The 12,549-nt window shown below is 37.0% G+C and carries 9 protein-coding genes, 1 rRNA gene and 1 pseudogene; 7 read left to right on the forward strand and 4 right to left on the reverse strand.

Going from position 1 to position 12,549, the window contains the following annotated elements:
* Positions 1 to 110, reverse strand: a 16S ribosomal RNA gene (locus ZA06_RS00050); the annotation flags it as partial.
* Positions 111 to 749: 639 nt separating this feature from the next.
* Here ZA06_RS00050 and thrS point away from each other — a divergent pair.
* From thrS to rplT, 4 genes are all read left to right on the forward strand, one after another.
* Positions 750 to 2,693, forward strand: a complete 1,944-nt coding sequence (thrS, locus tag ZA06_RS00055) for a threonine--tRNA ligase (RefSeq protein ID WP_053975388.1) — start codon at positions 750 to 752, stop codon at positions 2,691 to 2,693.
* Between the two features lie 30 nt (positions 2,694 to 2,723).
* Positions 2,724 to 3,278 (forward strand): translation initiation factor IF-3, encoded by a 555-nt coding sequence (infC, locus tag ZA06_RS00060; protein ID WP_205625697.1) that lies wholly within the window; start codon positions 2,724 to 2,726, stop codon positions 3,276 to 3,278.
* 55 nt (positions 3,279 to 3,333) lie between these two features.
* Positions 3,334 to 3,531, forward strand: a complete 198-nt coding sequence (rpmI, locus tag ZA06_RS00065; protein WP_053975390.1) for a 50S ribosomal protein L35 — start codon at positions 3,334 to 3,336, stop codon at positions 3,529 to 3,531.
* 104 nt (positions 3,532 to 3,635) lie between these two features.
* On the forward strand, positions 3,636 to 3,980 hold the full coding sequence (gene rplT / locus ZA06_RS00070; protein ID WP_053975391.1) for a 50S ribosomal protein L20: 345 nt from the start codon (positions 3,636 to 3,638) through the stop codon (positions 3,978 to 3,980).
* A 108-nt stretch (positions 3,981 to 4,088) separates the two neighbouring features.
* On the opposite strand, the gene ZA06_RS00075 is transcribed toward rplT, so the two are convergent.
* Complete coding sequence (locus ZA06_RS00075) at positions 4,089 to 5,237, reverse strand: ATP-grasp domain-containing protein (protein ID WP_053975392.1); 1,149 nt, start codon at positions 5,235 to 5,237, stop codon at positions 4,089 to 4,091.
* A 317-nt stretch (positions 5,238 to 5,554) separates the two neighbouring features.
* Here ZA06_RS00075 and ZA06_RS00080 point away from each other — a divergent pair, with 317 nt between their 5' ends.
* From ZA06_RS00080 to ZA06_RS00090, 3 genes are all read left to right on the forward strand, one after another.
* Positions 5,555 to 6,622: a hypothetical protein gene (locus ZA06_RS00080; protein WP_157503019.1), complete on the forward strand. Its 1,068-nt coding sequence runs from the start codon at positions 5,555 to 5,557 to the stop codon at positions 6,620 to 6,622.
* Positions 6,623 to 6,781: 159 nt separating this feature from the next.
* Positions 6,782 to 10,042 carry an amidohydrolase family protein gene (locus ZA06_RS00085; protein WP_053976994.1) on the forward strand — a complete coding sequence of 1,087 codons (3,261 nt, stop codon included), beginning with the start codon at positions 6,782 to 6,784 and terminating at the stop codon, positions 10,040 to 10,042.
* Positions 10,043 to 10,109: 67 nt separating this feature from the next.
* Complete coding sequence (locus ZA06_RS00090; protein WP_053976995.1) at positions 10,110 to 10,931, forward strand: HAD family hydrolase; 822 nt, start codon at positions 10,110 to 10,112, stop codon at positions 10,929 to 10,931.
* Here ZA06_RS00090 and ZA06_RS00095 read toward each other — a convergent pair.
* Together ZA06_RS00095 and ZA06_RS00100 are read right to left on the reverse strand one after the other, a co-directional pair.
* Positions 10,914 to 11,335 (reverse strand): annotated as a pseudogene (locus tag ZA06_RS00095) (secondary thiamine-phosphate synthase enzyme YjbQ). The gene ZA06_RS00090 and the pseudogene ZA06_RS00095 sit on opposite strands and share 18 nt — an antisense overlap.
* Before the next feature lie 6 nt (positions 11,336 to 11,341).
* Positions 11,342 to 12,526, reverse strand: a complete 1,185-nt coding sequence (locus tag ZA06_RS00100) for a hypothetical protein (RefSeq protein WP_053976996.1) — start codon at positions 12,524 to 12,526, stop codon at positions 11,342 to 11,344.
* Positions 12,527 to 12,549 lie beyond the last annotated feature (23 nt).

Consider the following 12,549-nt stretch of genomic DNA (forward strand, 5'->3'; position numbering starts at 1 on the left):
ACGCCCCCGTGCGCCACTCGTCAGCCACCGAAGTGCTGTTACCGTTCGACTTGCATGTGTTAGGCCTGCCGCTAGCGTTCATCCTGAGCCAGGATCAAACTCTTCATCGTTAAATCTTAAATATTATATAGACTATCGAAACGGAATTTTCTGGTTCTCAAAATGGCTTGTTCTTTGTTCGACCAGATCTCAAAATAAGATCGGTCTTACGCTGTCAATTCAATATGTTAATGAACTTGTCTTCTTTGTTTTTCCTAAGCTTATCGCTTAAGCGGGTGCAAATATAGAACCCTTTTTTGAGTCTCACAAACAGTTCGGTCATTTTTTTGAAAAAGTTTTTTTTTCGAGGCGCAATCGCCTCTCAAAACACTTATAACCGACTCTCTCAATGAACTCCTCTCGCCTTCGCAGCGCTCGCTGTTTTTGCGGCTGCAAATATACCGCCTTTTTGGATATGCGCAAGCCTTTTTTGCGGTTTTTGGAAAATATTTTGAAGCAAGGAGTTTAGAGGGCTGGAATTGAGGTGTTTGGATGTGGAAATATTTTATTCCTCGTAATGTGCTTCTACCCCTACCCTTTTCTATCTATTCTTATGTATATAATATGTATCGCTTTCCACTACTATATATAATACCGTATTCAACCAAACGCTACACTCCTCAATGAGGTCATTCCAAATAATACATATATATGTATTGTATGAAATTATTTATCCTCTTATCTTTGTCCTCTTAAATAGAAGACAATAAATGATTGATATTACATTACCAGATGGAACGGTAAAAAGCTTTGAACAAGGCGTTACACCGATGGATGTTGCTAAAAGCATCAGTGAGGGGTTTGCTAGAAACGTGATTTCGGCAAATTTTAATAACGAAACCATTGAAGTTTCTACCCCAATAACTACCAACGGTTCCTTAATATTATATACATGGAATGATAAAGATGGGAAAAAGGCCTTTTGGCACTCTAGCTCTCACGTATTGGCCCAAGCTTTGGAAGAATTGTATCCTGGTGTAAAACTGTCTATAGGTCCTGCCATTGAAAATGGGTTTTATTATGATGTTGATTTTGGTGACCAATCCATTTCTGATAAGGACTTCAAGGCTATTGAAACCAAAATGCTAGAGATTGCTAGAGGAAAGCACGATTTTAAGATGCGTTCTGTTTCCAAGGCAGATGCTTTGGCTATGTACCAATCTCAAGGTAATGAATACAAAGTAGAATTGATCGAAAATCTAGAAGATGGTACCATTACTTTTTGTGACCATTCTACCTTTACAGATTTATGTCGAGGAGGTCACATTCCTAACACAGGTATCATTAAAGCTGTAAAATTGCTTTCGGTAGCTGGTGCTTACTGGAGAGGAAACGAAAACAACAAACAACTGACTAGAGTTTACGGCATATCCTTCCCTAAACAAAAGGACCTGACTGAGTACCTTCATTTATTGGAAGAGGCCAAAAAACGTGACCATAGAAAACTTGGGAAAGAATTGGAACTTTTCACCTTCTCCCAAAAAGTTGGTCAAGGGTTACCATTATGGCTCCCAAAAGGAGCTGCTTTAAGAGAGCGTTTGGAAAACTTCCTCAAAAAAGCTCAAAAGAAAGCAGGTTACGAAATGGTAGTGACACCTCATATTGGTCAAAAGGAATTATATGTAACTTCTGGTCACTATGCAAAATATGGAGAAGACAGTTTTCAACCAATCCACACACCTAACGAAGGAGAAGAGTTTTTGTTGAAACCAATGAACTGCCCTCACCACTGTGAAATTTACAATACCCGTCCTTTCTCCTATAAAGAGTTACCAAAGCGCTATGCAGAATTTGGTACCGTATATAGATATGAGCAAAGTGGAGAGTTACACGGCTTGACTCGTGTAAGAGGTTTTACTCAAGATGATGCGCATATTTTCTGTACACCAGATCAATTGGATACTGAATTTAAGGAAGTAATCGATTTGGTACTTTATGTATTTGGATCTTTAGGTTTCGAAAACTTCACTGCTCAAGTATCTGTTCGTGATCCAGAGAATCCAGAGAAATATATAGGTAAAGTTGAAAATTGGGAGAAAGCCGAGCAAGCCATTATCAATGCAGCCAAAGACAAAGGTTTAAATTATGTGATTGAAGAAGGTGAAGCCGCCTTTTACGGTCCAAAATTAGACTTTATGGTTAAGGATGCCTTAGGAAGACAATGGCAATTAGGAACCATTCAGGTGGACTATAACTTACCTGAGCGTTTTGACCTTACATATAAAGGTAGTGACAATGAGCTTCACAGACCTGTTATGATTCACCGTGCCCCGTTTGGAAGTATGGAACGTTTCGTAGCAATTTTGTTGGAACACACTGGAGGAAACTTCCCTCTTTGGCTGGTTCCTGAGCAGGCTATTGTACTATGTATAAGTGAGAAATATGAAAAATACGCCGAAAAAGTTTTAAATTTGTTGGAAAATCACGAAATTCGCGCCCTCATAGATAATCGTAACGAAACCATAGGAAAGAAAATCCGTGAAGCGGAAATGAAAAAGATTCCATATATGGTGATTATCGGTGAAAATGAAGAAGCTGAGGGTAAAATTTCAGTTCGTCAACATGGTGGAGAAGATTTAGGTTCCATAACCATTGAAGAGTTTTCAAACATTGTTGACCAAGAGATCAAAAAGACCTTAAAAACCTTTAAATAAAAAATTAAGTTTAACTAAAATTTATAAGTCATAGCAATACGTAGACAAAGAAATAACTTTAAGAGAGAACAAAAGGAAGACCAGCACAGAATTAACTCTAAAATTAGAGCCGAAAAGGTACGTCTTGTTGGTGATAATGTAGAGGTAGGCATCTACGACATTAGGCCAGCATTGGCCCTTGCCGAAGAACAAGGTTTAGACCTTGTAGAAATATCACCAAAAGCTGATCCGCCTGTTTGTAAGGTTATGGATTATAAAAAGTTTCTTTACGAACAAAAGAAACGTGATAAAGCATTAAAAGCAAAAGCGTCTAAAGTTGTTGTAAAAGAAATTCGTTTTGGTCCTCAGACTGATGACCACGATTACGAATTCAAAAAGAAACACGCTGAGAAATTCCTTAAGGAAGGTGCTAAACTAAAAGCATTTGTATTCTTTAAAGGGCGTTCGATTGTGTTTAAAGAGCAGGGACAAATTCTATTGTTGAAATTGGCTCAGGATCTCGAAGAATTTGGTAAGGTAGAACAAATGCCAAAATTGGAAGGAAAACGTATGACCATGTTCATTGCTCCTAAAAAAACAAAATAACACCTATTAAGGTAAACAATAATAAGCGAAACGTAAATTAAAAACTAGGAGAAAGATGCCTAAAATGAAAACTAAATCAAGTGCCAAGAAACGTTTTAAACTTACTGGCACTGGTAAGATTAAGAGAAAGCACGCTTTTAAAAGTCACATTTTGACTAAAAAATCTAAAAAGCGTAAACTTGCCTTGACTCATGATACTTTAGTACATAAGTCAGACGAGAACAATGTTAAAACCATGTTACGCTTGAAGTAATATCGGTCTTTAACCGGTTAACAAATTTATAAACCCTGGAGTTAGGCCAAAATTAACAAGTGTCAATTTTATTGACCGCCTACTACAAAAAAACAAATTAAGAAATGCCAAGATCAGTAAATTCAGTTGCTAAGAGAGCTAGAAGAAAAAAGGTTCTTAAGCAGGCCAAAGGTTACTTTGGAAGACGTAAAAACGTTTGGACAGTAGCCAAAAACGCGGTTGAAAAAGCGATGCAATACTCGTACAGAGACCGTAGAAACAAAAAAAGAACTTTCCGTGCTTTATGGATTCAACGTATCAATGCAGGAGCTAGATTACACGGAATGTCATATTCTAAGTTTATGGGAGCCCTTAAAGCTAACAATATCGAATTGAACCGTAAGGTTCTTGCCGATTTAGCAATGAACAACCCAGAAGCTTTTGAAGCAATCGTAAACAAAGTAAAGTAAGGCGTTCGCCTAAATAATAACAACAATTCGCTTATAAAAAACCGATTCAATTTGAATCGGTTTTTTTTGTTTAAAAGTAAAACTTAGCCCTTCGATTTTACATTATATTCATTCCCTTCCTACTTTAATTTTAACCAAATTTGCTAAGCTTACCTTCGTAAAGCTTATATATTTAAATATAAAGGGCAATGGGTCCTTTAAAGCAAATTTTAAAGGAGTATTATTTAACATATAACTGAAATCAAATAACAATTTCCTATCTTTAACAATACTCAACAATAATCCCTTGAGGTTTAAAAAAGATATATAATTGTATTTAGGGACTACAAAATTCACGTTAGAAATAGCTAAACAGTATAAATAAGGGAAATTAATTCCTGCTGTTAATGAAGCATCCAAGGAACCCCAAAAACGAGTATTGACTTCTATTACCTTATATACTTTAGCCTCTATGTCATACCTTAAATCTACATGTGCGACACCTGACCAATTCAAAGATTCCATCATCTTTTTTACTATTCTATATAAATTTTCATCGTAAACAAATTTAACTCCAAGCAAAGGTCTAAATGGATTGGTGTTTGGCATGGTACACTTTTGAATGGTAAATGCCAAGATATCCCCCGATTTACATAATACGCTGCATCCAATATCATAACCTTTTACATATTCCTGAACAATTTGGCTATTAGTAAAATTATTATTTAAAAAATAATATTCTAACTCATCTTTAGTGTTAAAAAGAAAAACCCCTTCTCCTCCTCCTCTACCTTCAACAGGTTTTACTATGAGTGGAAACTTAAGTTTATTAATCCGAAACTTTTCTTCCATTAAAAATAGAGCCGTCTCAGGATAAGGTAAGTCATTAATCAACAAATGCCGTGCTAACATCCATTTGTTTTTTGCTTTTGTAAAATCTACAATTGATGGTAACAAACATAGTTTTTCTGATATTAATTTCCCTCTAAATTTTATAATTGTTTCTATACCTGATTCGTAAATAGGAAGCAACACATCAATCTTATACTCTTTTATTTCTTGATTAATATTTTCTATCCAATCTAGTTCATTTTCTGTTTTGGGATAAAAAGAGAAGTTTTTAATATGCCTTGAAAGCCTCATTGGTATGTACTTCTTATTAGACATAACATAAATATTAATCCCCTTTACTTGAGATAAGCCATTAACTACATATAAAAGCAAACTACTCTCTCCATCAGGAATTAAAATTGACAACATCGTCTCAATTTTACCCATATTATTTTAAATTAATAATATTAAAATACATTTTTAAAGCATTGCGTTTTAATTACTTAAAATAGTAATTTTCCTTCATTATATAAAAAAAATATAACAAAGTTCACACAATCATATTACACTTCATACAGCGACCTTAATTTATGAATCATCATTACCCCTTTAATTCTAACACATTACAGTTTAAACTGTAATTTATCGGATAAATTTATTCATCATCCAATTTATGATTACTTTTTTTAGAATATTACCTATTTTCATCTAAGTGAAAAATGGTTAATAGCAAAAAACAAATATTAATTCATAAATATTAAATGATGAAAATTAGACTTACAAATTATTCCAATTTGATTTTTGGTCTATTCATGCTATTTGCCATGTTTAGTTGCCAAGTGGAACCCTTAAATTCTGAAAAGAAAAGCCAAAATGCTCTATCCTTTGTCGTGTGCAATACCACTAGCTCCCAAGTTGACTTAATTGCAGGAAATGGAAATGGGAATGGTTATGTCGTTGGAAATGTCACTGTTGAAACGATTGATTCTAATTACAAGATCACTTACAACATTACAAATGAATTTTATTGCATTACAGAAACGCATTTATCTGTTGTAAATAGCCCTTATGATTTTCCTGTTAATGGAGGAAGCAATCCCAAGATTGGTAATTTTGAATATGGAGATGATGATTTGGATTGTGAAAAATCGATTTCCTACCTTGTGCCTATTTCCAAAGGTTCATATATAGCTGCCCATGCAAAAGTAAACTGCATCTCACAATCCCCCGAAGATGTCATTTCCAAACTACCTGGAACTGTGCAAGTATGTGTTGAAGCAAAACCAGGCACAGACAGTTATTTTGATCTTAATATCTCTGAAGGAACTACCATATCAGGAATAAGCGGTGCTTGGTGTCTTGATTATGACACCCATTTAAATTATGGTGATGACTGTTTTGATGCAGATGTCTATACTATATTTGATGACTTAACTGGGTTGCCACTTGATTACGAAGAAACATTAGGTGCGATTAATTGGATTCTCAATCAAGATTTCATCAGTCAGGGCTATACCATGGGAGAGATTCAATTTGCAATCTGGAAGTTCATTGAAGATGAAGAAATTGACGGTCCATACTTAGGAGAGTACACACTAGCAAAAGCCTTAGAAATTTACAAAGCAGCCCTTTCACATTTGGATTTTGAACCGGGATGTGGTGATTTATTAGGAGTCATTTTGATGCCTCAGATACCATCAATTCAACCAACAATCATTACCATACCAATTGATTGCTATGAAGGAGAATGCAGCGAAACCGCTTGGGGAGATGGCTGTGGTTTCCCAGGTAACAGTTGGGCTACATATTTCCAATATGGGGCTCCTGAATAATAATAATAATAATAATAATAATAGTTTTTAAAACACATTAAAAAAAGCCAGTTCAATTTGAACTGGCTTTTTTTATATTACCGGTACTCCCTCGCTAAATTTGTTGTCAAAAATCACTATTTATAAGTATATTTCGAGCCAAAACAATTCATTATGCAAATGTTACGAACAAGCTCTTTAATTCTATTACTTCTATCATGTCATTTTACGCTCTTTAGTCAGGATAAAGACAAAACCCCAACTTGGGATGTCAACAATCCACAAGGTGATTTTGATTATCAAACCCATCATTTTTCTACTGATGAAGGGACTTGGATGAATCTAGATGTAAGCCCCGACGGTCAATTTATTGTTTTTGATATGTTGGGCGATATCTACAAAATAAAAAGTATTGGAGGAAAAGCCACTTGTTTGAGAGAAGGAATTGCTTTTGAGGTGCAACCTCGTTTTAGTCCTGATGGAAAACATATTTCTTTTACTAGTGATGCGGGTGGTGGTGACAATATTTGGATGATGGATGCCGATGGTAAAAATGCCAAAGCCATCACCAAGGAGGATTTTAGACTTTTAAACAACGCTATTTGGACTCCAGATGGGCAATATATCATAGCTAGAAAACACTTTACTTCTGAACGATCGGCTGGTGCGGGTGAAATGTGGATGTACCACAAAACAGGAGGTAGTGGTATCCAACTTACCAAACGCAAAAACGACCAACAGGATGTCAACGAGCCTAGCATGTCTCCTGACGGCAAATACCTTTATTATAGTGAGGACATGTACCCTGGAGGATATTTTCAATACAACAAAGACCCAAATAGCCAAATTTATGTGATCAACAAATACAACATGGCAACTGGGGAAATTGACAGAATTAGTGGCGGTCCTGGAGGAGCTGCTCGTCCTCAAATTTCCAGAGATGGAAAAAAACTTGCCTTTGTAAAACGAGTACGAGAAAAATCGGTGCTGTATATTCATGATTTGGAAACTGGTCAAGAGTGGCCACTTTATGACAAGTTGAACAAGGATCAACAGGAAGCTTGGGCCATTTTTGGCGTCTACCCTAACTTCAACTGGATGCCTAACAATGAAGAGATAGTGTTTTGGGCTGGTGGTAAAATCAATAAAATCAACATCAACTCTTTAGAGGTTACCAACATTCCATTTCAAGTAGATGCTAACATTAAAATTGCCAAAGCTGTTGAATTTGACAATCCTGTGGCTCCCGACACCTTTGATGCTAAAGTTATTAGACGTGCAGTAACTTCCCCTGACGGAAAAACACTTGTGTTTAGTGCTGTTGGGCATTTATGGTCGCAAAAACTTCCAAATGGTACTCCAAAACGTTTTACCTCTAACACCGATTTTGAATTTGAACCAAAATTCTCATCGGATGGAAAAAGCATTGTTTATGTAACTTGGAACGATGAAGACTTGGGTGCCATCTATAAAATTCCTGCTTCTGGAGGGACTCCAGTAAAATTGACTTCTGAAAAAGGAATCTACAGAAATCCTTCCTTCTCTCACAACAGTAACCAAATTGTTTATTTGAAAGAAGCCGGTAACAATGATCAAGGTTATGCTTATGACAACAACCATGGGATTTATGTAATGAATGCCGATGGCAGCAATTCCAAATTTGTAACCAAAGAAGGAGATTTTCCTTTCTTTAATAATGAAGACACAAAAATCATTTACCAAACGGGAGGCAAATTCTTTGGAGAACTTACAAAGGAGTTGAAAATTGCCAATCTTAATGGTAATGACGATCAAGTATTGGTAAAATCAAAACACGGCAACAGATTAGTGCCTAGTCCTGACGGCAATTGGATTGCTTTTATTCATCTGCATAAAGTATATATGGCTCCAATGCCACATGCTGGCCAGACTTTGGATATCACAGATGCAACTAAATTTGTCCCTGTAACCCAACTTTCAAAAGATGCCGGACTAAACCTTCACTGGTCTGCTGACAGCAAAAAATTACACTGGACTTTAGGGAACACCTATTACACGGCAAACATTTCAGACGACACGAAATTGGTTGAAGATGGCATTACCATCAATTTAAAAGTGAAAACTGATAAACCTGAAGGACGTATTGCTTTAACAGGAGCAAGAATTATTACCATGGAAGGTGATGAAGTAATTGAAAATGGAACCATCATTATCAATGAAAACAGAATTGAATCTTTGGGCAGCGATTCCGATGTCAAAATCCCATCCAATTCGAAAGTATATGATGTCACTGGAAAAACCATTATGCCCGGGATTGTAGATGTACATGCTCACGTTGGTGGGTTTAGAGATGGTTTGCCTACTCAAAAACACTGGCAATTCTACGCTAATCTAGCTTTTGGTGTCACTACTGCACATGATCCATCGGCTAATTCTGAAACTATTTTCACCTTATCTGAATTACAAAAAAGTGGTGATATGGTTGGACCAAGATTATTCTCTACTGGATTCATTCTTTATGGTGCCGATGGCGATTTTAAAGCTGTTATCAACGGACTTAAAGATGCCCGTTCTTCCATTAGACGTACCAAAGCATTTGGAGCACTTTCAGTAAAAAGTTACAACCAACCAAGACGTGACCAACGCCAACAAGTATTACAAGCCGCTCGTGAAGAAGGTATTTTTGTAGTGCCTGAAGGAGGATCCAATTTCTTCCACAATATGTCTATGATTATGGATGGTCATACAGGAATAGAGCACAATATTCCCGTGGCACCTGTTTATAAAGATATTGTTGAATTATGGAGTAACAGTAATGTTGGCTACACCCCTACTCTTATTGTGAATTATGGAGGATTGAATGGCGAATACTATTGGTACCAAAAAACCAATGTGTGGGAAAATGAAAAACTGTTGAAATATACTCCAAGAGGTATTATCGATGCTCGTTCAAGACACAGAACGATGGTACCTGATGACGAATATGAAAATGGACACATTTTAGTTTCTGAAACTTGTAAAAAGCTATCTGATGCCGGTGTAAAAGTGAATTTGGGAGCTCATGGTCAGTTACAAGGTCTAGGAGCTCATTGGGAATTGTGGATGTTGCAACAAGGAGGTATGACTAACCACGAAGCCCTTAAAGCCGCAACCATCAATGGTGCGGATTATATTGGAATGGCCAAGGATATTGGTTCTTTAAAGGAAGGTAAATTGGCCGACCTTATCGTTATGGATAAAAACCCGTTGGAAGATATCCAAAATTCAGAAAGCATTATTTACACGATGGTGAATGGAAGACTTTATGATACTGAAACCATGAACGAAATTGGTAACAATCCTAAAGAGCGCACAAAGTTCTATTGGGAAAACAAGAAGTACAACCAAGCGTTCCCGTGGCATGAAGAAACCCAAAGTTTTACAACACCATCCTGTAGTTGCCATATTGGGGTTGCCCACTAAACAATATATTAACATTAATTTCAGAGCCTTTTGCCTTGAGAGTCTTAGCTTTGGAAAAAATTTGCCTATGAATTTATCTCAAATCAAATTGGTGGTCACCGATATGGATGGTACACTGCTCAATTCCAAAGGGGAAGTGAGCAGTAATTTTTATAAATTATTCAACGAACTAAAAACTAACAATGTTCATTTTATAGCGGCCAGTGGCCGTCAATATTTCAGTATCCTTGACAAACTAGGATCTATAAAAGACGAGATTACCATTATTGCTGAAAATGGAGGTCTTACCAAACAAGGCGACAAGCAATTGCACGCCAATTATTTCCCAATGGAAGATATCAATCGTCTGATTCCTATTTTAAGGGACATTGAAGATTCCTATATAGTTTTATGTGGAGAACGTTCGGCCTATATTGAAAGCAACGATGAGAGCTTCATCAATATGTTTAAGGAATATTACACCGAATTTAAACAGGTTGAAGACTTGACCCAAGTTAGCGATGACAATTTTTTAAAGATTGCTGTATACAGCTTTGGTGGTTCTGAACAAAATATCTACCCACACGTAAAGCATTACGAAGACCAAATACAAGTGAAAGTCTCTGGATCTAATTGGTTGGATCTTTCGCATATGAATACAAATAAAGGCTATGCTTTACAACAGGTTCAGGATCTATTGGGGGTTTCAAAGGAAGAAACCATGGTTTTTGGTGACTACAACAACGATTTGGAAATGATGGCCCAAGCAGCCTATAGCTATGCCATGAGCAATGCCCACCCAAATGTGAAAGAAGTAGCACGCTACCAAACCAAAAGCAATGACGAAGAAGGCGTAGAAGTTATTTTGGAACAGCTTATCAAAGACAAACAATCAATTGCCAAAGGCTGATAATACCAGACGCCTTCCCGAGGCATGATTGCGATGTTCGCATAAATAAATACCTTGCCAAATTCCTAAATTCAATTGTCCTTGAGTAATCGGAATTTGAACAGAGGTTCCCATTAAAGAGGCCTTGATGTGTGCTGGCATATCATCAGGGCCTTCATAAGTGTGGCGGTAATATGGTTGATTTTCGGCACCATTTTATTGATATGACTTTCAAAATCGTCACGAACGGTCGGATCTGCATTTTCATTAATGGTCAAACTCGCCGAAGTGTGTTTGATAAACACATGAAACATCCCCACATTTATATTTTGAATTTCTGAAAACTGACTGAGTATTTCTTGGGTCACCAAATGAAAACCTCTTGACTTGGCCGAAAGCCGAATTTCCTTCTGAAAACTTTTCATGCTTATTTAGGTCTTCTGCTTTTTCTTCTTAGCGGCAGGGAACAACACGTTGTTCAATATTAATCGGTAACCGGGAGACGTAGGATGCAAATCCAATTCCGTTTTGGGGTCTCCTACCCTATGTGTGTAATCTTCTGGATCATGCCCTCCATAAAAAGTAAAGAACCCCCTTCCTTTTATTCCGTGAATATACTTCGCCTCACCATTGGTTTTGTTTTCTCCCATGATGAGTACATTCGACTTGATTTCATCGCGAGTAAAGGCTGTAGTTTGCCCCATAAAGCCCTTCACCAAAGCCGTATGATTTTGACAAAGCATGGTTGGCACAGGATCCCATTTAGCTGAAAAATCCATTAGGGTAAAATAATCGGTTGTTTTTGGAATGCGACGCTTTTGGGTCATGTCTATCGATGAGAATTCATAAACATTAGGATTACGCTCCAATAAAAAGTCCTTAAAAGCAAATGTTTTGCTGAAATCAATTTTATTCTGATAAGCTGGATCGCTGCCATCACCATCAAACATTGGCTCACAAATATCCACACCTTCGGCACTTAATGCAATATCAAAACTATCGGTAGCACTGCACATGGCAAACATAAAACCACCTCCAACTACATAATCCCGAATCTTTAGCGCCACAGCCAATTTGGCTTCAGATACTTTATCATATCCCAATTTTGCAGCCAATTCTTCCGCTGCTTTTTTCTCTTCAATATACCAGGCCGCCGATTTGAATGATCGATAGAATTTACCAAATTGCCCTGTAAAATCTTCATGGTGCAAATGCAACCAATCGTATAACAACAAGGCATCATTGAGCACTTCTTCATCATAAATAGTATCATAGGGAATTTCTGCATAAGTCAACACCATAGTTACGGCATCGTCCCAAGGTTGCTTTCCGTAAGGTGTATATACGGCAATTTTAGGTGCCTTTTCCAAGACCACCGCCTCCATATTTTGGGAAGGACTGCTAATAAATTCCAAGATTTCTTCGGCTTTGGAATTGGATAAGACTTCAAAACTCACCCCTCTAATCTGGCACTCTCGTTGGATTTCTTCAGCATCAGGTAATAAAAAGGAACCTCCTCGGTAATTCAGCAACCACTTTACCTTAAGCTGCTTTTCCAATGTCCAATAGGTAATGCCATAAGCCTTCAGATGGTTTTGCTGCCCTTCGGCATCCATAGGAACCAAGATGTAAGAGGCAA

It is taken from the genome of Mangrovimonas xylaniphaga, assembly GCF_001280435.1.
Taxonomy (GTDB): Bacteria; Bacteroidota; Bacteroidia; order Flavobacteriales; family Flavobacteriaceae; genus Mangrovimonas_A; species Mangrovimonas_A xylaniphaga.